This is a genomic window from Tepidibacillus sp. HK-1, assembly GCF_001748485.2.
In the GTDB taxonomy this organism is placed as follows: domain Bacteria; phylum Bacillota; class Bacilli; order Tepidibacillales; family Tepidibacillaceae; genus Tepidibacillus_B; species Tepidibacillus_B infernus.
In genome coordinates this window covers 114,699-138,038 of sequence record NZ_BDGM02000005.1, presented here as the reverse complement: position 1 = coordinate 138,038, position 23,340 = coordinate 114,699, and the positions used below count along the sequence as shown (strand labels likewise).

Below are 23,340 nucleotides of genomic sequence, written 5' to 3'. Positions count from 1 at the left end.
TTAAAATTCATAGAAACGAAAAACCATTGTCCCACTCTGAAAAAAACTTTCTGAATCCTGCCTTCTTATTGAATCAAGGGGACGGATTCGATATAATTTGGTAGAGAAACCGGAAAACGAACAAACGTGCGATAAAGGGTGGAGAAAATGGAACAAATGATAGGTAATGATATTTTTAAAGGGTTAAATCCACAACAACAAAAAGCGGTTGAAACAATCAATGGACCATTATTGATCCTAGCTGGAGCAGGAAGTGGCAAAACAAAGGTTTTGACCCATCGTATTGCTCATTTACTATATAAAGGGATTGCACCATGGAGTATCTTAGCGATTACCTTTACCAATAAAGCTGCAAGAGAAATGAAGGATCGCGTTGCACGATTAGTGGGACCACAGGCAGAAGACATTTGGATCTCTACCTTCCATTCGATGTGTGTCCGTATTTTACGTAAAGATATTCAACGACTTGGCTATTCTAATAATTTCTCGATTTTAGATGCATCAGATCAGTTGAACGTGATCAAACAGATTATGAATGAACTGAATATCGATAACAAAAAGTTTGAACCAAAGGCGATTCAAGCCACCATTAGTCAAGCGAAGAATGAACTGAAATCACCAGAGGCTTTTGCCAAAATAGCGAACGACTTTTTTATGCAAAAGGTACTTGCCGTTTATGAGAAGTATCAAGCAAGGCTAAAGGCGAATCACTCTTTAGATTTTGATGATTTGATCATGGTAACGGTTCAATTATTTCAACAAGTACCGGAAGTATTAGCTTTTTATCAAAATAAATTTAAATATATTCATATTGATGAGTATCAAGATACAAACCGTGCACAATACCTATTAGTACAAATGTTAGCAGACCATTATCAAAATATCTGTGTCGTTGGAGATACAGACCAATCGATTTACAAATGGCGTGGAGCAGATATTCAAAATATCCTAAACTTTGAAAAGGATTTTCCTAATGCTCAAGTGATAAAACTGGAACAAAATTACCGTTCAACGAAGAATATTCTGCGTGCAGCCAATGAGGTCATTAAAAATAATTTTCAGCGTAAAGAGAAAAATCTTTGGACAGAGAACCCTCAAGGAGAAAAAATTACGCTTTACGAAGCGATGAATGAACATGATGAAGCCTATTTTATTGCCAAAGTGATTCAAGATGGTATTGACAAAGGAAAACAGTATCATGATTTTGCTGTCCTATATCGGACAAATGCCCAAACTCGTGTGATTGAGGAAATTTTTATCAAATCGAATATTCCTTATAAAATGGTTGGCGGTACCAAGTTCTATGATCGCAAAGAAATCAAGGATATCATGGCGTATCTTCGCTTAATCGTCAATCCAGATGATGATATTAGTTTACGTAGAGTGATCAATGTCCCTAAACGGGGGATTGGAGCTGCAACAGTAGATAAAATTGCAGAATATGCTGCATCTCAAGGCATATCGATGTTTGCTGCTATTCAAGTTGTCGATTTTATCGGTTTAAGTGCAAAAGCAGCCAATAAGGTGAGCGAATTTGCAGGGATCATTTCTCAATTTAGTCAAATGGTAGATTATCTTGGGGTCTCAGAATTAACAGAACAGGTGATTGAGAAAACAGGCTACCGTGAAGAATTAAAGAAAGAAAAAACTCTGGAAGCAGAAAGTCGCTTGGAAAATATTGAAGAATTACTCTCTGTCACATTAGAATTTGAAAATAAAAGTGAAGATAAATCATTAGTGACCTTCTTAACAGAAATTGCACTTGTGAGTGATGTAGATCAAATGGATGAAGCTGAAGCAGAGAAAGGTGTTACGATGATGACCCTTCATAGTGCGAAGGGACTTGAATTTCCTGTTGTCTTCTTGGCAGGAATGGAAGAAGGCATTTTCCCTCATAATCGGGCGTTAATGGAAGAGGACGAAATGGAAGAAGAGCGAAGACTAGCCTATGTTGGAATTACACGGGCAGAACAAGAATTATATCTGACCCATGCTGGTTCACGGATGCTATTTGGTAGAACACAAATAAATCCACCTTCACGTTTTATTAAAGAGATACCTGAGGACGTCTTAGAGGATTTACGCGAAAGGTCACAACCTACCCGACCTATGCAAAGGGCGACTATGCCCGAGATGCAAAAAAGACCTGAACCTCGTTCGGATTGGCAAGTAGGGGATAAAGTGAAACATACTAAGTGGGGGATTGGAACAGTTGTTACGGTAAAAGGGGAACGTGAAGATTTGGAATTGCAAATTGCTTTTCCAACCCCAATCGGTATTAAAAAGCTGTTAGCCAGGTTTGCACCTATTGAAAAAGTGGAGTAGGAAGGAAGAATTAAAGATGGACAAGCAGCAAGCAAACAAACGAATCGAGGAATTACGCAAAACGATCAATGAACATAGTTATCGTTACTATGTCCAAGATCAGCCTACAATTACAGACCAAGAGTATGATCAATTGATGCAGGAATTGATCGCCATTGAAGCAGAGTATCCAGATTTGATCACCCCTGATTCACCTACACAAAGAGTAGGGGGAGTACCACTTGATCAATTTCAAAAGGTTGAACATCGCATTCCATTGTTATCTTTAGGTAATGCTTTTAATGAACAAGACCTTTATGAATTTGATCGTCGTGTACGCCAAGCAGTAGGTGGAGAGCAAGTGAATTACATGGTTGAGCTTAAAATTGATGGCCTTGCTGTTTCTCTAACCTATGAAAATGGCTTGTTTGTGCGTGGAGCAACACGAGGAGACGGTACGATTGGTGAGGATATTACACAAAACTTAAAAACGATTCGCTCCTTACCTTTAAGATTAAAGGATCCCGTTACCATCGAAGTAAGAGGAGAAGCGTATCTACCAAAAAAAGAATTTCAACGAATCAACAAGCAACGGGAACAAACTGGCGAGCCTCTTTTTGCTAATCCTCGGAATGCCGCAGCGGGTTCTTTAAGACAATTAGATCCTAAAGTAGCTGCAGAAAGAGCATTAGATCTTTTTCTTTACGGAATTGGGTCGATCGAAGGAATCGAATTAAAATCCCATAGTGAAGGATTAAATTTTTTAGAACAGCTTGGTTTAAAAGTGAACCCCGAACGACGCCTATTTTCTACGATGGAGGAGGTTATCCAGTTTATTCAGGGTTGGACCGAAAAAAGGCCACATCTTCCCTATGAAATAGACGGAATGGTGATTAAGGTGGATTCTTATGAATTGCAACAACGCCTTGGTTTTACCGCCAAAAGTCCAAGATGGGCGATAGCTTATAAGTTTCCTGCGGAAGAAGTGGTTACCGTACTAGAAGCGATAGAAGTGAGTGTTGGAAGAACAGGAGTCATTACGCCTACTGCGATATTAAAGCCGGTAAACGTTGCTGGAACCACTGTGAAAAGAGCATCCTTGCATAATGAAGATATGATACGCGAAAAGGGGATCATGCTTGGCGATCATGTCATTGTGAAAAAGGCAGGAGATATCATTCCTGAAGTTGTAGCCGTTCTCCCTGAAAGGCGAACAGGTAAAGAACAACCTTATCATATGCCAACCCAGTGTCCAGCTTGTGAAAGTGACTTGATACGCCTAGAAGGAGAAGTTGCTTTAAGGTGTATCAACCCAAAATGTCCTGCGCAAATTCTAGAAGGAATTATTCATTTTGTTTCTAGAGATGCAATGAATATTGAAGGATTAGGAGAAAAAGTAGTTGCTCAACTATTTGAACAGGGACTGGTTCACAGTGTGGCAGATTTATATACGCTTAAAAAAGAAGATTTACTCCCATTAGAAAGAATGGGTGAAAAGTCTGTGCAGAATCTGCTAGAAGCGATTGAAAAAAGTAAAGAAAACTCATTAGAGAAGCTTTTATTTGGTTTAGGCATCCGGTTAGTAGGGGCAAAAGCGGCAAAGGTTTTGGCGCAAAAATATGGAACGATGGATGATTTAGCTAAGGCATCTGAAGAAGAACTAATGGCTATTGATGAAATAGGCCCTAAAATGGCAGATAGTATCGTAACCTTCTTCCGCTCTGCTGAAGTACAAGAAACGATCCAACGTTTAAAAGAACAAGGTTTGAATATGACATATAAAGGCCCAAGATTAGAAGAATCTACAGCGACAACAGATTCTATTTTCTACGGCAAAACGGTTGTCCTTACAGGTACTTTAGAACAAATGACGAGACAAGAAGCAGCTGAAAAGTTAGAAGCTCTTGGGGCAAAAGTGACAAATAGTGTGACGAAGAAGACAGACTTCGTGATCGCAGGTGAAAAAGCAGGTTCAAAGCTGACAAAAGCCCAAGAGTTAGGAATAACAGTATTAACAGAAGAAGACCTATTATTTCATTTACAGAAAGGCACGGATGATGGGGCAGCATTGTAAAAAACAACTGATCAAAACAATTTTTCAAAATAGCGGAATATAGAACTATCGAGGTGTAAACATGGAGCAATTATGGGATTGGATCATCATCATTTTTCGTACCATTGGAATCCCTGGATTAGGGGTAGGGCTATTTCTTGAGGGGATGGGAGTTCCCTTTCCGGGAGAAACCACAATGGCCTTTTTTGGTTTTTTATCCCAACGGGGTGATTATCCCTTCCTGCTCCTTGTGGCTACTGCTTCACTTGGTTCATGGATAGGTTCCTGGATCGCTTTTTATTTAGGGAGGACATATGGTATCGGCCTATTGTTCCGATATGGGAAATATCTTTTCCTAAAAAGGCGTCATATCAAAATGACGATGAGATTATCTAGACGTTTTGGTGTCTGGGTACTGGTCTTAGGCAGACATCTCCCAGGAGTTCGGACCATTTCCTCCTATATGGCGGGAATTGGTCGAATGAGCTGGCCAGTATTCTTCGTCTATAGTTTGTTAGGCTTTGTTTTTTGGACGACGACATGGTTAGCTTTTGGCTATATAGTAGCGAATCGTTGGGAGCAAATGGTTCAAGTGTTTAGCTCATGGGTAGCTATCATTTTTCTAATTCTTTTCATAGGTATTGGTTTAATCTATTATGTTAAAAGATATAGAAAACAAGGAAAAGTAAATTAGAGTATAAAAGGGTTTGAATATTCCATAAGCTGCGACATAGCGTGACTAGCAGCTTTAGCTGTGTAGCACGACTTGTACACTTTGTGTGCCTTCAGAAGTGCCCTTCTCTCCGTAATCTTTATTCATAGAAGGGCACGGATGACGGAGCGCGATGGAATATACAAACCTTTTTTATTTATGAGTCCCCTTATGGGTATTGTTATATTTTAAGCCGATAACGAATCACTTTTGCTTTGACTAATGCCTTATAAAGAATCAACAATAATGGACCTAGGAAAACACCAAGGATACCTAGTACTTTAAATCCTACCCAAATACTAATTAATGTGGTTAATGGATCCAATCCAATTCTTTCTCCTAATATTTTTGGTTCGATTACTCGTCGTACCACAGTAATCACGATAAAGAGAACAATTAATCCGATTCCTAAAAGGGTATTTCCTTTTGTAATTGAAAAAATAGCCCATGGCATAAGTACAGAACCAGTACCTAGAATCGGTAAAATATCGACCACAACAATCAACAAAGCGATCGCAGAAGCGTAGCCTACATTTAATAGAACTAATCCAATTAAGCTGATGATATAAGTAATCGAACTAAGAATGACTTGTGCATGTAAGAAACCAAAGGTTGCAACTCGGATATCTTTTAAAATAATCTCTAACTTTGCTTTTGATTCTTTTTTAAAATAGCTAAAAAACTTCCGATTTATATAAGGAAGATTTAAACTAATTAAGAAGAGAGAAACAAAAAAGAGAATCAGTGTAATAAAGTAGTTTGGTATCGCTGTTGTAATATTATAGGTTTGAGTTCCTATCGTAGATAATAGGTCCATGTTGGCTAAATCGTTGATAAATTGAGTAAAAGATTGGTTAATCTGCGTTGATACTTCAGTAGGGAGCATCTGAATCACATCTTGCGTTTGTCGATATATATGGAAGAACCAAAGCTGGATATTCGGAATATTCTTTTGGATATATTGAATCAAATTCACCATTTCAATGCTGATCCGTGTAACAATCATATAAACTAACCAGGAAAAAGTACCCAAAAAGAGGAAATAAGTAATGTTAACAGCAATGCTTCGTTTTAGTTTTGTCATTTTCATTAACCAGAGGTTAATGGGTTCTAACATCAATGCAAATAGATAAGCAAAGATAAACGGAATAAAATGTGGAAAAACATAATAAAAGACCAAAGGTATCAATAAAATACCAATAATGATACCGATTGTAATTAGAACTTTTACCGCATAATGCTTCATGAACAATCCCTTTCTCTATCCCTTTGAGATTCATTGTATAGAAAAATTTTGATAGATGCAAACACTTGTTATCAGTGATAAAATGGACAAAGGTAGTCTGCAACATAGATAAGGAGGCTTTTTCATGCGATTTAAGAGGAAAAGGTTATTTATCCTTTTATTTTCTTTTACGTTTATCTTTAGCGGTTGTTCCATTTGGCAACCACTTGAAAATAGTCAAAAACAGAATGAAGCGATGGAACCTACTTCTATTATTGCGCCAGACGTAAAGGTAAACGAAGAATATTACCGTGGTGTTTTGCCATATAAGCCAAGTCCAATTGCTGGAATGTTAAAGGAACTTCCTAGACGTCTAGATTCCAACAAATTCGAACTAGGTTTAATTGAAATAGCAAAAAATGAATACGATCCTAGCGAATTTGTTTTTCAAGAAGGACAAGTTTTAACGATGAATGAGATTGAACCGATTCTAGATCAATACCAAGATTTTCTTTATTCTGTCGTTGAACATGATTACTTACATGAAGATGGAACTTATGGCGGGGTTGTGGTTGGATTATTCGTGTCCTCTGTTTATCAGGAAGGAGAAACGATAAAGTCCTATACCGATGATCAGATTAGAGAGAGATCGAAAGAAATTGCAAATAAAATCTTGTCCATGGTACGGAAGAAAGTAACAGATCCTTCTATTTTGTTTGGGATTGTGAAAGCTGAAGAATTTGATATGAAACTCCCTGGAACTTTTATCTTAAAAGGAGAAGTAAAAGAAAAGGAAAATAGTATAGATGATTGGACAAATATAGAAGAGTCTTATCTTTTCCTACCTGCAAAAGGAAGTTCATATAATGGTAGTGAAGGCGATATATCTCTTGGCTTTAACCAGTTAAAAGATCAGTTAAATGAGTATCTCCCAGGATTTGCAGGGCTAACTGGCTTGGCCAGATTTGTAAATGGTAACTTAATTGAATTGACAATCAATGTAAATACTGAGTTTGACTCTACCGTTGAAGTGATTCAATTTACCCAATTTGCAATTGCATTGATTTCTAAATATTTCCCCACAGACAGTCAAATCAACCTTTATGTTCAAACGATCGACCAACCAAAGGCGATTTATATTAGGCAAGCAAATGGTGATGACTTTGTCCATATTTATAGGGATTAATCCTACAAAATAATGAATAACAAAAAGAACGTATCCTTAAAAAATAAGGTACGTTCTTTTTTGCACGACTATCATTTCAAAGTAAGGAACCCCGCAAAAGTCTTCCTCTTAAGTATTTGGTGGATTTTTATATTTCATAAGTAACGACTTTTGGGAGTGTATTTCTTACCTAATGTTTTATTCAAAGAAATGCACGGACAACGGAGTGCGTTGGAATATACAATTCTTTATGATTTAAACAAACTTTTTAGAATGAATAGCCCATTAGCAGGTCTTTCGGCAATACGTCTTGAGAAGTAAGGATACCAATGCTTTCCATAAGGGGTATATACTCTTACTTTATACCCTTCTTTTACTAATTCACGTTGTAACCCATTACGAACCCCATATAACATTTGAAATTCAAATTGATCATTGGAAATGTTATTTTCTTTGACAAAGCGTTTTGTCTCCTGAATAATTTTTTCATCATGAGTAGCAACAGCTGTATAATGGCCATTTTTTAAATGGAGGGCCACGATTTTATTATAATTGGCATCTACGTCTCTCTTTAGCGGGAAAGCAACTTCCTTAGGTTCCTTATAGGCGCCTTTAACGATGCGAAGGCTTGCCCCTAATTTTCCTAGCCCTTCTACGTCTTTTTCTGTTCGATAAAGGTAAGATTGAACGACTAAGCCTACATGTTCCTTGCCGTATTTGGCTAATACACGTTTAAAAATATCTATCGTAATGTCAACGACTGGAGAGTCTTCGATATCGATTCTGACAAAATTGTTACGTTCTTTAGCTGCGGCTACAATTCGGTCCATATTTTGATAACAAAAATCATGGTCAATACTTAACCCAAGCTGGGTGAGTTTGACAGAAACATTGGATTGTAATTGATGTTGTTCGATCATTTCAAAAATTCGGATCGCCTCATCGGTTGCTTGTATCGCTTCATCCTTTGTGGATACGCTTTCTCCCACATGGTCTAAGGTAACTAGAAGTCCTTCCTTATTTAACTGTTTGACCATTTCTACAGCTTGCTCTAAGCTCTCTCCAGCGATAAAGCGCTTTGCCCCCATTCTCATACCATGCTTTGTAACCACATTGGTGACTGCTTTATTGCTTGCTATCCCTAAAACAACTTTACGACCTAATTGTTCAAAGGCCATATTCCTCTACCTCACTTTTTTTTACGATTTTTCTTTCTATGCGGCTAAAAATGATTTAACTATTCAATAAGCAATTTTTAAGCAATTTTTATGCCAATTTTCCAAAGAGAATAAAAATAATCAATAGACAAAATTTTTTGTATAAGTGTCTAGTCGATTTTTACAATATTGTTTAAAATATAAATAATATTAACAAAATTGTATAACGGGAGTGGGAGTCATGCTTCAGCAAGTGTTAAAGCTAAAAGATATCGCAGAACCATGGGATAAAACAAAAAAGATGAAAAACTTGAATCTTTTTCCCTACGAGGCAACTCTAGCAGATTTAAATCAGCTAGAAGAGGGAAAAGATATTGGCTTAGAGCAAGATGGGGAAATCATTGCTTGGATTCCTTTTCAACGCTTGGTTTTAACACTTTTTCAAGCTTGGAAGATGACCCTAGCCTATTATGAAGCACTGCTTTTATCGATTAGTGATGCGGTTACAGGGGTAAATGCTAATGGGGATATTGTTACCTGGAATACAGCCTCTGAGCAGTTTTATGGTTTTAAAACACAGGAGGTTTTAGGACAGCCAATTACGAAGTTTTTCCAAGAAGATGCAGTTGTTTTAAAGCAAACCCTCAATAAGGGTTTAAAAATCAAGCACAAATATAACCAGCCTATTCCCAATGTTCATGTTCTAATCAATGCTACCCCTGTTTATATGGAAGGTAGGTTAATAGGCGGAATATCGGTAGAACGGGACATTAGTGATGTCGTACGCTTAAACGAGGAGTTGTCAACGACTAAAGCATATATTCATGATTTAGAAAATAAATATGAAAAGAATTACTCAGTCGATCCGTTTGGAAAGATTAAAGGGAAAAGCCATGTGATTAAAGAAACCATTGCTATAGCAAAAAAAGTAGCAAAAACAGATGCCACTGTATTGATCACTGGAGAAAGTGGAGTAGGAAAGGAGTTATTTGCTGAAGCGATTCATAAAGGAAGTAGGCGAGCAGACCTTCCTTTCGTAGCCATAAACTGTGGGGCAATCCCAGCTTCACTATTTGAAAGTGAGCTGTTTGGCTATGAAAAAGGTGCCTTTACAGGGGCAATAAAGGAAGGCAAAAAAGGGAAAATTGACCTTGCCAAAGGAGGAACGCTATTTTTAGATGAGGTTGGGGAGTTACCACTAGATTTACAGGTTAAGCTTTTACGTGTTTTACAAGAAAAACAATTTTACCGTCTAGGTGGAAATACAGCAATCCCTGTAGATGTGCGGATTATCACTGCAACCAATCGCAATTTGGAGGAAATGGTAGCTACAGGTAAGTTTAGGGAGGATTTATATTATCGTTTAAATGTCATTTCATTATATATCCCACCATTACGGGAAAGAGCAGAGGACATCCCTGATCTATTAACACTCTTTTTAAAGGAATTTTCCTTTAAATATGATACCAATGTACCTAAAATCTCCGCAAAGGTAATGTCGATCTTTTTACATGATGAATGGCGCGGGAATATTCGACAGCTTCGGAATGTTGCAGAGCGTTTAATTATTTTAGCGGGTGAAGAGGAGAGAATTGAACCTTACCATTTACATCATATTCTTAAAAAAGGGGTTTCCGTTACTAAAAAGCAATTACTAGATTCAACACTAGATGAAGCAAAACAGGAAGAATGGAAAATACGCCAAGCCTTACAAACGACCTATCGTAACAAAAGTGCAGCTGCTAAGATGTTAGGGATTTCACGCGCAACCCTATACAATAAAATGAAAAAGTATGGGATTGATTAAACTTGGCATTATTTTTGCATATAAAATATATGAGAAAATATGATTTTTAATGAAAAGGGGGGAGTGAGAATCTAATCAAATTTGTGAAAAACATTTCTTCCAAAATTCTAAAGAAAAATAAAAGGAGCTGATTGTATGATTAAAGAGTTTACGCCAGAACCACTTACAGATTTTTCAAAAGAGGAAAATCGAAAAGCTTTTGAGGCTGCATTAGAACTTGTGAAGTCACAATTAGGAAAAGAATATCCTTTAATTATAAATGGAGAAAAAATCTTTACCGAGAAAAAAATCGTATCCTATAACCCTGCAAAAAAAGATGAAGTCATTGGTGTGGTTTCCAAAGCAAATCAAGAATTAGCCGAAAAAGCGATTCAAGAGGCAGCGAAAAAGTTTGAAGAATGGAAAAGGTTCCCTGCAGAAGGCCGAGCTCGGTTACTATTCAAGGCAGCAGCGATTCTTCGTCGACGTAAACACGAATTCTCTGCTACAATGGTTTATGAAGCTGGGAAGAGTTGGGCTGAAGCAGACGCAGACACAGCAGAAGCAATTGATTTCATGGAATACTATGGCCGTGAAATGGTTCGTTTAGCAGGGCCACAAAAGGTTACTCCACTAGATGGTGAAACAAATGACCTTGTTTATATACCATTAGGAGTAGGAATCATTATACCACCATGGAACTTTCCGTTAGCGATCTTGGTTGGGATGACAACAGGTGCGGTTGTATCAGGAAATACCGTTATTTTAAAACCAGCGAGTGCAACCCCAGTTATTGCAGCTAAATTTGCTGAACTTCTTGAGGAGGCGGGCATTCCTGCTGGAGTGGTTAACTATCTACCTGGAAGTGGTGGCGAAGTAGGAGATTATTTAGTAGAGCATCCATTAACTAGATTTATTAGCTTTACCGGTTCTCGTGAAATTGGTTTACGCATTACTGAAAAGGCAGCAAAGATTAGCCCTGGTCAAAAATGGATCAAACGTGTCATTGCTGAAATGGGTGGTAAAGATGCAATTTTAGTCGATCATGATGCTGATTTAAATGATGCCGCTAATGCAATCGTTGCATCTGCCTATGGGTTCCAAGGGCAAAAATGTTCTGCATGTTCTAGGGCTATTGTCCATAAAGACGTATACGATGAGGTATTAAACTTAGTTACTGAGAAAGCAAAGGCTCTTTCTATCGGTGACCCAGTCAATGTAAAAAATAATTTTGGCCCTGTGATAGATAAAGCTGCTTTTGATAGTATCAACCGTTACATTGAAATAGGTAAAAAAGAAGGACGTCTTGTTTTGGGTGGAAATAGTGATGACTCAGTTGGCTACTTTATTGAACCAACGATTATTGCTGACGTTGATTCCAAAGCAGTGATTGGTCAAGAAGAAATTTTTGGCCCTGTGTTAGCAGTAATTAAGGCAGAAGATTTTGAGGATGGGGTACGGATTTTTAATGACACAGAATATGGTTTAACTGGTTCACTCTTTGCAAGAAGCAGAGAAACGATTGAAAAAGGTCGTGAAGAATTACATTGTGGTAACCTCTACTTCAACCGTAAATCGACAGGAGCTATTGTAGGCGCTCATCCATTTGGTGGCTTTAATATGTCTGGTACAGATTCAAAAACAGGTGGGCAAGACTATCTCTTACTCTTTATGCAACTAAAATCGATCTCCGAAAAACTATAAGTTGATTTAAATAATATGACCTTGCGAAAAAGAGATGCTAGAAAAATAGCATCTCTTATCGTTTGCAATCGTCTTATTTGGGGGTATAATAGGATGAACTTATTTTTGCAAAGTTAAAAGGACGGATCTTATTTATGACGATGTTACAAGACTTAATCATTGTTAGTTCATTGACCATTATTATCCATATGATTGATACCTTCTCCTATTCGGTGCGCTTGGCAGGAGTTCGAACGAGAAGGTTAGCTTTGGCTTTGTCCTTGTTCAATATTCTCGTACTTATTTCTAGAACATCCAATATGGTTCAAGGACCATTAGCTGGAGGTTTCGTGGATTATGGCGCACAAACTGGAGATTTGGGTTGGGTTGAGACAAGATTTCGCTTGATTATTCTTTCTGCAACAATCGGAAGCTTCTTAGGGGCGCTATTAATTCCAACGTTTATTCGTATCTTTTCAAAGGCGATTGTGAAGCTTGAATTGTATGGATCGATTCCTCATCTTTTGAGAAGAACCTTAACGATTGGGAAAATCAGAAGGATAGGGAAAGAGTTTTCCCCACCTCGTGTTAATATACATCGGTTCCGAATTGCAGGTGTACCAAAAAGGCTGATTATCTTGCAAATCGCAATAACAGCCATCTATACGGTAGGGGTCTTGGCTGCCATGTTTGCCTCCTTGCTTGTACCTGAGCATGCAACAAGAGCGGTCATGTCTTCCGGGATTATTAACGGAATCGCAACCATTCTTTATACCGTTTTCGTTGACCCTCAAGTTGCACTTTTAACAGATGAAGTGATCCATGACAAAAAAAGTTACTTAAATATCTCTAACATGGTAGGGGTACTCATTATGGGGAAAATTGTCGGAACATTGATTGGACAATTGATCTTTATACCTAGTGCCAAAATCATTGCTTATTTCACCATTTTTATCTCATAAGGAATCTTTTTGATTAGGTATCATAAGAGAACGCTTGGAAGTAAAGACTAGAAGGTAAAAAGATAATGGGGGCTTTGCGATGAAAAGTTATCTCCTTCCATTCATTTTTGCCTTTTTTTCTGTTCTGATCTTAGTTCCTATTTTACGTATCATTGCTTTTAGATATCATTTTGTGGATATTCCGAATCAAAGGAAAATTCATCGAGAGCCTATTCCTCTTCTTGGAGGGATCGCCATTTTTATAGGGTATATCTTATCCTCTTGGATCTGGATTAAACCCTTAAATTTACGCCTAGCTATTTTTATTGCTGGCCTGCTTATCGTGGGAATAGGCCTTCTTGATGATTATTACAAAACAAGGAATAAGGATTTATCTGCTTTTCCTAAGTTTTTGATTCATTTTTTGATCGGATTACTGTTATTTGCTTTGGATATACGGATTGAGGGCATCACTTCACCTTTACAGGATCAATTTATTCCTTTTCCTCCTGGGTTATCTTTATTTGTCACTTTACTGTGGGTAATCGGTTTAATGAACATGATGAATTTTCTCGATGGGGCAGATGGGTTAGCAAGCGGCATTACCTTAATCTCGTCGATGACGTTATTTCTTATTGCTTTTGTAAAAGGACAGGAGGTAACTCCACTTTTATCTGCTATTTTAATGGGATCTAGCTTAGGTTTTCTAAGGCATAATTTTTACCCTGCAAAAATTTTTATGGGAGATGCCGGCTCTGCCTTTCTGGGCATGGTATTAGCTATTATTTCCATCGAAGGAGCTTTAAAAAGTGCTACACTAATATCCATTGTGATGGTTATTTTAGCACTAGGGGTTCCTATTTTGGATACGATCCTTGTATTATTTAAACGAATAAGACAAAGCAAGCCTTTGTATATCGCCGATCAAAACCATGCTCATCATCGCTTAATTCGAATGGGTTATACCCAAAAACAAGCTGTCACCTTGATCTATGTTATCGGCATTCTTTTTTCAATGATTGCAATCCTTGTTTTGTACTTGTACTATCAGAAAGTATAAAAGATTATAAGTAGATCATATAAGTGCAGCATAGGCTTCTGCTTACGCTAAAGGCTTGGCACAAGTCAAGTTTTCTTTATTGGTTCTTTAGTTAAAAAGTATTATAATGAGAAGGATATTTACTGTACGTTTTGGAGGTCACAGAATGAATCAACGATTGCAACTTAATCCACCTCAAATCCTTGTATTAGGTTTTTTAAGCACGATCCTAATCGGAAGTCTACTATTGTATCTGCCGTTTACCCATGAACCAGGCATTGAACTTAATTACATTGAAGCTTTATTTACCGCCACATCGGCGGTAACTGTGACTGGACTGAATGTCATTGATCCAGGGACAACCTTTAATCTGTTTGGTGAACTCATTATTATGCTTTTAATTCAAGTAGGCGGATTAGGTTTTATGTCTTTTGCGATTACGATCTTTGTCTTGTTAGGGAAAAAAATTGGTTTAAAACAAAGATTATTGATGCAAGAGGGTAGTAATCAGATTCACATGGCGGGTATTGTAAATCTTGCTCTACATCTTCTTCGCATTACATTACTCTTTGAACTTATCGGTTCTATTTTTCTAACTTATAGTTGGCATGAACGACTAGGATGGGCAAAAGCAGCCTACTATGGTGCTTTTCATGCTGTATCTGCTTTTAATAATGCAGGATTTAGTCTGTTTGCTACAGGTTTAGTTGAGGATGTCAACCATCCCATTGTCAATCTTGTAGTCGCTACTCTGATTATTTTAGGAGGATTAGGTTTTGTTGTACTTTTAGAAGTATGGAATAAAAAATTCCATGTTCGAAAGCTCTCTTTACATAGTAAGGTTACGTTAACGGTCAGTTTATTTTTAATCTTATTAGGTACTTTGCTGATATTCCTATTAGAATTTGGGAATCCCCATTCCTTAGCTCAACTGCCTTTTGGGACAAAAGTGATGGCTTCTTTTTTCCAATCTGTAGTAACTAGAACAGCTGGCTTTAACACCTTAGATATTGGCTCTTTAAAGCAAGCTACTTTATTTATTATGACCTTATTTATGTTTATTGGTGCTGCACCTGGTTCTACAGGTGGTGGAATTAAAATTACCACAATAACGATTCTTTTAAGTACGGCAAAATCTCTACTACTCGGGAAACAAGATGTGATCCTTTTTGAAAGAAGGTTACCGATCGATCATATTTTTCGTGCTTTGACGATTATTATTTTGGCCCTTGGTATCGTGATTGTGATGACATTAGTCTTAGATATCACAGAACATGGAGTACCTTTTCTAACGATCCTATTTGAAGTGGTATCTGCATTTGGTACAGTTGGCTTAAGTATGGGACTTACCCCTAATTTAACAACAATTGGCCGCTTTATCATTATGTTAACGATGTTTATAGGGAAATTAGGACCATTAACGATTGGATATGCGTTAGCAAAAAGAAGTGGAAAAGAATATTTCAAATATCCTGAGGAAAAGATGATGATTGGTTAAAATGATGATATAATTCTTTTAATCGTGTAAATATTTAAAGTCTAAGGGGGGTGTTCATATTGAGTATTTCAACACAAGAAGTTCAACATGTTGCCAATCTTGCTAGATTATCATTAACCGAAAAAGAAGTAGATATATATACAGAACATTTAAACTCTATTTTGGAATTTGCCCAAAAGTTAAATGAACTAGATACAGAACATGTGAAACCTACAAGTCATGCATTAGATCTTAGCAATGTGTTAAGAGAAGATGAAAAAAGAGATTCAATTCCTAGAGAGGTCGCTTTAAAGAATGCTCCAGACCACAGAAATGGACAATTTAAGGTACCTGCTGTGATGGAAGGATAAGAAAAGGAGGGGGCAGTTTGTCTTTATTTGATTTATCGATGACAGAAATACATACTCGTTTAAAAAATAGAGATTTGACTTCTACAGATTTAGTAGAGGAGTCTTTTAAAAGAATTAAAGAGGTAGAAAAAGAGGTACAAGCCTTTTTACTAATTGATGAAGAAAGTGCTAGAAATAAGGCAAAGCAAATCGATGAAGAGATTAAACAATCAGAAGAGCTTGGAATCCTAGCTGGATTACCTGCTGGGGTCAAAGACAATATTGTCACTGAAGGGGTTACAACCACTTGTGCAAGTAAAATTTTGGCCAATTACCAGCCAATCTATAGCGCAACCGTATATAAGAAAATATTAGCAGAGCAATCGATCATGGTGGGCAAAACCAATATGGATGAATTTGCAATGGGCTCTTCTACAGAACATTCGGCGTTTCATCCAACCTATAATCCTTGGCAGTTAGACCATGTTCCTGGCGGTTCAAGTGGAGGGTCAGCAGCCGCAGTCGCAGCAGGAGAAGTCTATTATGCACTTGGCTCTGATACCGGTGGCTCGATTCGTCAACCAGCGTCTTTCACCGGAACAGTAGGTTTGAAGCCTACTTATGGTTTGGTTTCCCGATTTGGTCTTGTTGCTTTTGCTTCCTCTTTGGATCAGATCGGACCAATCACTAAGAATGTAGAAGATGCAGCCTATGTCTTACAAGCGATTGCAGGTTACGATCCATATGATTCCACATCTGCCAATGTACAGATTCCCAATTATCTTTCAGATTTAACAGGGGAGATCAAGGGATTAAAAATGGGTGTACCTAAAGAATATATGGGTGAAGGAATCGAACCAAAAGTAAAGGAAAAGATCCTAGCTGCTATAAAAGTATTTGAAGGCTTAGGTGCTACATGGGAAGAGGTTACTTTACCCCATACTGAATATGCTGTGGCCACTTATTATATTTTAGCACCATCTGAAGCCTCATCCAATTTAGCTCGTTATGATGGTGTTCGTTATGGCGTTCGAGCTGATTCAGCAGAGAATCTAATCGAGATGTATAAGAAAACTCGCAGTGAAGGCTTTGGCTCCGAGGTGAAACGTCGGATTATGTTAGGGACCTATGCTTTAAGTTCAGGTTATTATGATGCCTATTATCTTAAAGCGCAAAAAGTAAGGACTTTAATCAAGCAGGATTTTGAAAAAGTTTTTGAAAAGTATGACCTGATTCTTGGCCCAACTGTGCCAACAACAGCATTTAAAATTGGTGAAAAAATAAGCGATCCGTTAACCATGTATATCAATGATGTATTAACAGTTCCCGTCAATTTAGCTGGATTACCTGCCATTAGTATTCCTGCCGGTTTGGTAGATGGATTGCCTGTTGGCTTGCAGCTTATTGGCAAGCATTTTGATGAATCGACCATATTAAAAGCGGCTTATGCTTTTGAACAACATACAGAACACCATAAATTAAAGGCACAGGTAAGAAGGGGGTAGGAAAATGGGATATGAAACAGTGATTGGCTTAGAGGTTCATGCTGAGTTATCGACAGAATCTAAAATTTTTTGTGGCTGCTCGACAGAATTTGGTGCACCCCCGAATACCCATACCTGCCCGATCTGTTTGGGCCATCCAGGAGTGTTGCCTGTCTTAAATAAACAAGCAGTAGAGTTTGCCATCAAAGCCGCATTGGCATTAAATTGTGAAATATCTAGAGAAACAAAATTTGATCGTAAGAATTACTTTTATCCTGATTTACCAAAGGCTTATCAGATCTCACAATATGATAAACCGATTGGACGTAATGGTTGGATTGAAATCGAGGTGAATGGAGAAAAGAAGAAGATTCGAATCAATCGTCTCCATTTAGAAGAAGATGCCGGAAAATTAACTCATGCAGAAAATGGGGAAGGAACCCTAGTCGATTATAATCGTGTAGGGGTACCATTGATCGAGATTGTATCAGAAGCAGATCTTCGTTCCCCTGAAGAAGCAAGAGCTTATTTGGAAAAATTAAAAAGCATTATTCAATATACAGGCGTCTCTGATGTAAAAATGGAAGAAGGCTCGTTACGCTGTGATGCCAATATCAGCTTACGGCCTGTTGGACAAGAAGAATTTGGCACCAAGACAGAACTAAAAAATATGAACTCCTTCCGCGGGGTACAACGCGCCCTTGAATATGAAGAAAAAAGACAAGCTGAAGTGTTAGATGCAGGGGGCAAAATCATTCAAGAAACGCTTCGCTGGAATGAAGAGCAAGGCGTCACCATTACCATGAGGAGCAAAGAAGAGGCCCATGATTATCGCTATTTCCCTGATCCAGATTTGGTAGATACGATCATTGATGAGGAATGGATCGAGAGGATCAAAAGCGAAATACCTGAGCTTCCTGATGCAAGAAAAGAAAGGTATATCAATCAGTATGGGTTACCTGCTTATGATGCAGAAATCCTCACTTCTTCTAAGGCTTTAGCTAACTTCTTTGAGGAAACCTTGAATTATACGCAGGATGCAAAAGCTGTATCCAACTGGATCATGGGAGAAGTTTTAGGATATCTAAATGCGCAAAACTTAGAGATTCAAGCAAGTAAGCTTACATCTAAAGGCTTAGGTGATATGGTTCAGTTGATCGAAAAGGGTACGATAAGTAATAAAATTGCGAAAACCGTTATAAGGGAAATGTTAGAGACAGGTAAAGCCCCAGAAACGATTGTCAAAGAAAAAGGCCTGATCCAAATTAGCGATGAGGGTGAAATTGCTAAAATCGTTGAACAAGTATTGGCTAAGAATACTCAATCAGTAGAAGATTACCGAAATGGGAAAGAAAAAGCATTAGGCTTCTTAGTTGGGCAAGTGATGAAGGAAAGCCGAGGAAAAGCTAATCCAGCTCTTGTCAACAAGTTGATCTTGGAAAAATTAAATGAACAGAGTTAAACTGAAGATATAATGGAGGAACCATCAAGGGGCCTCCATTTTTATAAGGGGAAAGAGTATATTACAACGAGCTCCGTCATCCATGCCTTTCTTTGAATAAAGAATAACGAAAGAAAGGCATTCCTGAAAGTCGCTTCTTTTGTAATATACTTTCTCATTAGTGATGCGAAAGGGAAAGAGTAAAATGGAGAAAGCTGTATGGGTCATTGCCCACGGATCAAGAAATAAACATTGGGTTGAATTGGTGGATCACGAAATAAGGAAGGTAAAATCTCACTATCCGATTGTGACTTCCTTTTTAGAAAAAGTAGAAGGTCGTTTAATTAATGATGGGATTCACCAACTTCAAGAGTTGAGAGCAAAGGAAGTCTTTGTCATCCCAATGTTTGTTTCATCAGGTAGTACACATATCGAAGAAACTAAAAGCATATTATTTAATCAAAGTAACCGCTTACACTTTCATTTTGGATCATGCATGGATGACCACTTCTATGTGGTTCAGCACATGATTAACCAAGCGATGCAGTTATCTGTAAATCCAGAGGAAGAAGCGCTCCTATTGATTGCCCATGGTAGTGATGAGTCTATCTTTCATGAAAGATGGGAAAGGATCTTAACTAGTTTAGTAAAACAACTTAAAGAACAAACTGACTATGCCCAAGTTCATTATGCTACCTTTCTTCCTCATACTATTGAAAAACAACTTAACCAGCTAAATGGCTTAACAACCATTGTGGTTCCGATGTTTCTAAGTAAAGGATTGTTTACAGATCAGAAGATTCCTAAGGCGATTGAAGGATATCCTGTAAAATATAAGGGTGAAGCCTATCTACCTAGTAGTTGGATAGCAAAATGGATAGAAAGTTTAATCGAGACTTTCCAAAGTGTTTAAAAACGTGTATAGTAAAATAATGGAAGTAATAGATACTATATTCAAAGGATTAGGTGATTCTGTTGAAACGAGCTCGTTTCATTTATAACCCTACTTCTGGAAGGGAAGAAGTCAAGAAGCGATTACCAGAAATATTAGATATCTTAGAAAGCTATGGATTAGAAACCTCGTGTCATCGGACTAAAGGATATGGCGATGCGACAAGAGCGGCAAAAGAAGCGGCAGAAAGAGGATTCGATGTGGTGATTGCTGCAGGTGGCGATGGCACTTTATATGAAGTGATCAATGGGCTAAGTATGTTGGAAAAGCGTCCGCAAATGGGAATTATTCCTGCAGGCACAACCAATGATTTTGCTAGGGCGTTGGGAATTCCTAAGGACTATAGAAAAGCAGCAAAAATTATCGGTCAGCAAAATAGCATGGCTATTGATATTGGGCGATATAATGACAATTACTTTATTAATATTGCTGGTGGCGGAACGTTAACCGAATTAACCTATGAGGTACCGAGTAAATTAAAAACAGTTTTGGGACAACTCGCTTATTATGTTCATGGAATAGAAAAGCTTCCTTTTTTAAAGCCAATTCATGTCACGCTTGAGACAGATGAAAGGGTTATTAGAGAAGAAGTGATGTTATTTTTAATTGCAAACAGTAACTCGGTAGGAGGATTTGAAAAATTGGCACCAACCGCAGATCTAAGCGATGGCTTATTTGACGTCATTGCCATAAAGAAAACAAATCTTCCTGATTTCGTTCGTTTGGCTTCCCTTGCTTTAAAGGGAGAACATTTACATGATGAAAATATTATTCATTTTAAAACCAGTCATTTAAAAGTGTATTCTTATGGACCAGACCCAGTTTTGATAAATTTGGACGGGGAACTAGGGGGTAAACTTCCTGGAGAATTTGAGATACTATCAAAGCATATTGAAGTGTTTATTCCGTAAAGGGATTTATAACGAAGAAGGGGTTACATCTATGGCAACCATGCAATTACCTGTGAAAATAAACCAAACGATTGAAATGGAGTTTACAGGACTTAGTCATAATGGCGAAGGAGTAGGTAAATACAAAGGATATACTCTGTTTGTCTCTGGCGCTCTTCCAGGAGAAATTGCAAAAGTAAAAATAACCAAGACCAATAAAAACTATGGATTTGCCCGTTTACTTCAAGTGATTAAGCCTAGTCCAGATCGTGTGAAACCAATCTGTTCCATTTACGAACAATGTGGGGGCTGCCAATTACAGCACCTTTCTTATAAAGGACAATTGGATCAAAAAAGAAAGATCGTTCAAGATAACCTCGAAAGAATCGGAAAAATAGAGGACGTGACCATTCATCCTACATTAGGTATGGAGAATCCATGGAATTATCGCAATAAATCACAGGTGCCTTTTGCTGAACGGGAAGGTGGCCTTGTTGCAGGATTTTTCGCCAAGGGTACCCATGAAGTGATCGATATGAAGAAGTGTGTGATTCAACAAGAAGCCAATGATCGAATGGTACAAGATGTCCGCAGGATTGCAGAAGAATTAGGCATTTCTGCCTACAATGAAGTGACACATACAGGGATTTTGCGCCATGTGGTGTCAAGGGTTGGAGCAAATACAGGGGAACTGATGCTGATCCTAGTAACGAGCAAAAAGGACTTCCCCAAAAAGGAGCAATTAGTGGAAAAAATTTTGGAGGAAATTCCAGAGTTAACTAGCCTTGTTCAAAATATAAATGAAGAACGAACCAATGTGATTTTAGGACTAAAATCAATTACATTATGGGGAAGAGATGTGATTTACGACACGATAGGTGATATTAAATTTGCAATTTCGCCAAGGTCTTTTTATCAGGTAAACCCAGAGCAAACCAAAGTATTATACGATAAAGCGCTTGAATATGCAGAATTAACCGGTGAAGAAATAGTCATAGACGCATATTGTGGCATTGGAACAATCTCATTATTCTTGGCCCAACGAGCTAAACATGTCTATGGAGTCGAAATCATCCCTGATGCGATTAAAGACGCCAAAAGAAACGCAGAAATCAATGGGATTCAGAATGTCACCTTTGAAGTAGGAGCAGCAGAAAAAGTTATACCTCAATGGGTGGAAAAGGGGATCAAAGCAGATGTCGTCGTGGTAGATCCACCCCGAAAAGGCTGTGATGAATCCTTATTGCAAACGATTATCGAGCTTAAGCCTAAACGGATGGTCTATGTATCTTGTAATCCTAGCACCTTGGCAAGGGATTTAAGAGTGTTAGAAGATGGAGGATTTAAGACGGTTGAGGTCCAGCCGGTTGATATGTTCCCGCAGACACAGCATGTTGAGTGCGTAGTTCTGATGACGAATAGTGGCTTGAAGGGCAAATAAGGCAGATCAACCACTATATGTAGTGGTTTTGGAGCAAAAATTGAGCGAAAAACGGAGTCAAAAAGTGCATTTTTTGACCTCGTTTTTTTGCCCGTTTTATAAATGACATTGAGGATTTTGAATTTGACAGTTATTTTTTTACGGCTAAACAATAATTTACATTATCAAATGCCGACATAATATGTTGTGGATTTGCTCGGTTATATTCAGCAAAGTAATGTTCGGTAATCTCTTTGGGCTCCAGGTGCTCATAAATCAAAAAGCCATAATTCGAAAGCAAGGCTTCCATATCAAAATACGAATAACTTGCCAACATCGCTTCTCCCGCGCCGCCAGCCAGCATTGCCTGTTTTTTTGTGCGTTCCCCGGCTTTATCAGTATAAGTATCCTGGTCAGGATAATCGAATACAATGGTGCTTCCGGTGCAAACCGTATTGGAGATGCCTTTGATCAGGTTTGTAAAATTTTCTTTTGAGAGATAATACGAGATTCCAAGCAGGCTGCAAAATGAAAGCTTTGATCTATCAAACTCAGTGTGTGCAAACAGGTATTCATCAATTGCTGTAACGGCCAAGTCAATAGGCAGGTACGTCAAATTATCAGGCTTTTTTTCGTAAATACTGTTTATACGCTTTTGCTTTTCCATGCACATTAGAGGATGATCAAGCTCAAAAATTTGGAGTCGGGAAGCCCATTCAGGCTGCCTGTAAGCAAAGCTATCATATCCTGCGGCAAAGATCAGATATTGTCTCGCTCCAGAATTAACCGCGTTTTTTAATGCTTGCTCGGTAAAAGCCGATCTTCCCAGCGGTGAAGGTGACAATTGATTGTCAACAATCCACCTCAAGGCATCAACATCGCTCCCGCTAAATCCAGGGTTAAAAAACTGAATGCCTTGTGCCATGCTTTTTTCAATTTGACTGTACTCCTGTTCGGATAAGAGTAACCTGGCAACGCTGTCATTAAATATTTTGACATCGTTGTTTTCAGAATGATACGCTCTTGAAAAGGCACTAACAAGAGCGGTCATACTTTTCTGTTCCATATAAACATCACCTCTTATACTTAATACACCTTAAGCGGGAACACTTCAAGACTTGAAATTATTGGTATTTTATGGTATAGTAAGCATAGAAAATTAAAGGAATTTACATTTTCATCATAAATAATATGTGACAGATTCATGAGTCTTAACTATCATTCTTGAAATAACGGAATTGAAAAATCAGCGGGTATATTT

Annotated in this window: 18 protein-coding genes; 15 read left to right on the top strand and 3 right to left on the bottom strand. The window is 37.9% G+C overall.

The window, feature by feature from the left end; genetic code table 11:
- Positions 1-147: 147 nt before the first annotated feature.
- The 3 genes from pcrA to BEN26_RS03985 all read left to right on the top strand — a co-directional run bounded on the left by pcrA (position 148) and on the right by BEN26_RS03985 (position 5,051).
- Positions 148-2,325, top strand: coding sequence for a DNA helicase PcrA (pcrA, locus tag BEN26_RS03995; RefSeq protein ID WP_084818783.1), 2,178 nt, complete (start codon positions 148-150; stop codon positions 2,323-2,325).
- A gap of 16 nt (positions 2,326-2,341) precedes the next feature.
- Positions 2,342-4,378, top strand: a complete 2,037-nt coding sequence (gene ligA / locus BEN26_RS03990) for an NAD-dependent DNA ligase LigA (RefSeq protein ID WP_069798937.1) — start codon at positions 2,342-2,344, stop codon at positions 4,376-4,378.
- A 61-nt stretch (positions 4,379-4,439) separates the two neighbouring features.
- Positions 4,440-5,051: a DedA family protein gene (locus BEN26_RS03985; RefSeq protein ID WP_069798939.1), complete on the top strand. Its 612-nt coding sequence runs from the start codon at positions 4,440-4,442 to the stop codon at positions 5,049-5,051.
- Between the two features lie 199 nt (positions 5,052-5,250).
- On the opposite strand, the gene ytvI is transcribed toward BEN26_RS03985, so the two are convergent.
- Positions 5,251-6,315: a sporulation integral membrane protein YtvI gene (gene ytvI / locus BEN26_RS03980; RefSeq protein WP_069798941.1), complete on the bottom strand. Its 1,065-nt coding sequence runs from the start codon at positions 6,313-6,315 to the stop codon at positions 5,251-5,253.
- Positions 6,316-6,439: 124 nt separating this feature from the next.
- Between ytvI and BEN26_RS03975 the strand changes: the two genes are divergently transcribed.
- Positions 6,440-7,480, top strand: coding sequence for a CamS family sex pheromone protein (locus tag BEN26_RS03975; protein ID WP_069798943.1), 1,041 nt, complete (start codon positions 6,440-6,442; stop codon positions 7,478-7,480).
- A 227-nt stretch (positions 7,481-7,707) separates the two neighbouring features.
- Here BEN26_RS03975 and BEN26_RS03970 read toward each other — a convergent pair whose 3' ends face one another.
- Positions 7,708-8,637 (bottom strand): proline dehydrogenase family protein, encoded by a 930-nt coding sequence (locus tag BEN26_RS03970; RefSeq protein WP_068722280.1) that lies wholly within the window; start codon positions 8,635-8,637, stop codon positions 7,708-7,710.
- A gap of 220 nt (positions 8,638-8,857) precedes the next feature.
- On the opposite strand from BEN26_RS03970, the gene BEN26_RS03965 reads away from it, so the two are divergent.
- The 11 genes from BEN26_RS03965 (at position 8,858) to rlmD (ending at position 22,100) form a co-directional block, all read left to right on the top strand.
- Entirely contained in the window at positions 8,858-10,423 is a 1,566-nt protein-coding gene (locus BEN26_RS03965; RefSeq protein ID WP_069798945.1) for a sigma-54 interaction domain-containing protein, read from the top strand.
- A gap of 135 nt (positions 10,424-10,558) precedes the next feature.
- Positions 10,559-12,106 (top strand): L-glutamate gamma-semialdehyde dehydrogenase, encoded by a 1,548-nt coding sequence (gene pruA / locus BEN26_RS03960; protein ID WP_069798947.1) that lies wholly within the window; start codon positions 10,559-10,561, stop codon positions 12,104-12,106.
- A gap of 134 nt (positions 12,107-12,240) precedes the next feature.
- Positions 12,241-13,047, top strand: coding sequence for a lipid II flippase Amj family protein (locus BEN26_RS03955; protein WP_084818784.1), 807 nt, complete (start codon positions 12,241-12,243; stop codon positions 13,045-13,047).
- 79 nt (positions 13,048-13,126) lie between these two features.
- Positions 13,127-14,086, top strand: coding sequence for an MraY family glycosyltransferase (locus BEN26_RS03950; RefSeq protein ID WP_069798949.1), 960 nt, complete (start codon positions 13,127-13,129; stop codon positions 14,084-14,086).
- 145 nt (positions 14,087-14,231) lie between these two features.
- Positions 14,232-15,563, top strand: coding sequence for a TrkH family potassium uptake protein (locus BEN26_RS03945; RefSeq protein ID WP_084818785.1), 1,332 nt, complete (start codon positions 14,232-14,234; stop codon positions 15,561-15,563).
- 56 nt (positions 15,564-15,619) lie between these two features.
- Positions 15,620-15,913 carry an Asp-tRNA(Asn)/Glu-tRNA(Gln) amidotransferase subunit GatC gene (gene gatC, locus BEN26_RS03940; RefSeq protein WP_068727302.1) on the top strand — a complete coding sequence of 98 codons (294 nt, stop codon included), beginning with the start codon at positions 15,620-15,622 and terminating at the stop codon, positions 15,911-15,913.
- Between the two features lie 17 nt (positions 15,914-15,930).
- Positions 15,931-17,397 (top strand): Asp-tRNA(Asn)/Glu-tRNA(Gln) amidotransferase subunit GatA, encoded by a 1,467-nt coding sequence (gene gatA / locus BEN26_RS03935; protein ID WP_069798953.1) that lies wholly within the window; start codon positions 15,931-15,933, stop codon positions 17,395-17,397.
- A 4-nt stretch (positions 17,398-17,401) separates the two neighbouring features.
- Positions 17,402-18,838 carry an Asp-tRNA(Asn)/Glu-tRNA(Gln) amidotransferase subunit GatB gene (gatB, locus tag BEN26_RS03930; protein WP_069798955.1) on the top strand — a complete coding sequence of 479 codons (1,437 nt, stop codon included), beginning with the start codon at positions 17,402-17,404 and terminating at the stop codon, positions 18,836-18,838.
- A 184-nt stretch (positions 18,839-19,022) separates the two neighbouring features.
- A complete protein-coding gene (locus tag BEN26_RS03925) occupies positions 19,023-19,730 on the top strand; it encodes a sirohydrochlorin chelatase (protein WP_069798957.1) in 708 nt (235 codons plus the stop codon).
- A gap of 62 nt (positions 19,731-19,792) precedes the next feature.
- Positions 19,793-20,680, top strand: a complete 888-nt coding sequence (locus BEN26_RS03920) for a diacylglycerol kinase (RefSeq protein ID WP_068722298.1) — start codon at positions 19,793-19,795, stop codon at positions 20,678-20,680.
- A 31-nt stretch (positions 20,681-20,711) separates the two neighbouring features.
- The gene (gene rlmD, locus BEN26_RS03915) at positions 20,712-22,100 is read left to right on the top strand and encodes a 23S rRNA (uracil(1939)-C(5))-methyltransferase RlmD (RefSeq protein WP_069798958.1); all 1,389 of its coding nucleotides are present in this window, start codon (positions 20,712-20,714) and stop codon (positions 22,098-22,100) included.
- Between the two features lie 130 nt (positions 22,101-22,230).
- Here rlmD and BEN26_RS03910 read toward each other — a convergent pair whose 3' ends face one another.
- Positions 22,231-23,145, bottom strand: coding sequence for a class I SAM-dependent methyltransferase (locus BEN26_RS03910; protein WP_069798960.1), 915 nt, complete (start codon positions 23,143-23,145; stop codon positions 22,231-22,233).
- Between the last annotated feature and the right edge of the window lie 195 nt (positions 23,146-23,340).

What these genes read in the sequence shown, in the direction of transcription:
- pcrA (WP_084818783.1), top strand. Translation starts at nt 148, where the DNA reads ATGGAACAAATGATAGGTAATGATATTTTTAAAGGGTTAAATCCACAA.
- ligA (WP_069798937.1), top strand. Translation starts at nt 2,342, where the DNA reads ATGGACAAGCAGCAAGCAAACAAACGAATCGAGGAATTACGCAAAACG.
- BEN26_RS03985 (WP_069798939.1), top strand. Translation starts at nt 4,440, where the DNA reads ATGGAGCAATTATGGGATTGGATCATCATCATTTTTCGTACCATTGGA.
- ytvI (WP_069798941.1), bottom strand. Translation starts at nt 6,315, where the DNA reads ATGAAGCATTATGCGGTAAAAGTTCTAATTACAATCGGTATCATTATT.
- BEN26_RS03975 (WP_069798943.1), top strand. Translation starts at nt 6,440, where the DNA reads ATGCGATTTAAGAGGAAAAGGTTATTTATCCTTTTATTTTCTTTTACG.
- BEN26_RS03970 (WP_068722280.1), bottom strand. Translation starts at nt 8,637, where the DNA reads ATGGCCTTTGAACAATTAGGTCGTAAAGTTGTTTTAGGGATAGCAAGC.
- BEN26_RS03965 (WP_069798945.1), top strand. Translation starts at nt 8,858, where the DNA reads ATGCTTCAGCAAGTGTTAAAGCTAAAAGATATCGCAGAACCATGGGAT.
- pruA (WP_069798947.1), top strand. Translation starts at nt 10,559, where the DNA reads ATGATTAAAGAGTTTACGCCAGAACCACTTACAGATTTTTCAAAAGAG.
- BEN26_RS03955 (WP_084818784.1), top strand. Translation starts at nt 12,241, where the DNA reads ATGACGATGTTACAAGACTTAATCATTGTTAGTTCATTGACCATTATT.
- BEN26_RS03950 (WP_069798949.1), top strand. Translation starts at nt 13,127, where the DNA reads ATGAAAAGTTATCTCCTTCCATTCATTTTTGCCTTTTTTTCTGTTCTG.
- BEN26_RS03945 (WP_084818785.1), top strand. Translation starts at nt 14,232, where the DNA reads ATGAATCAACGATTGCAACTTAATCCACCTCAAATCCTTGTATTAGGT.
- gatB (WP_069798955.1), top strand. Translation starts at nt 17,402, where the DNA reads ATGGGATATGAAACAGTGATTGGCTTAGAGGTTCATGCTGAGTTATCG.
- BEN26_RS03925 (WP_069798957.1), top strand. Translation starts at nt 19,023, where the DNA reads ATGGAGAAAGCTGTATGGGTCATTGCCCACGGATCAAGAAATAAACAT.
- rlmD (WP_069798958.1), top strand. Translation starts at nt 20,712, where the DNA reads ATGGCAACCATGCAATTACCTGTGAAAATAAACCAAACGATTGAAATG.
- BEN26_RS03910 (WP_069798960.1), bottom strand. Translation starts at nt 23,145, where the DNA reads ATGGAACAGAAAAGTATGACCGCTCTTGTTAGTGCCTTTTCAAGAGCG.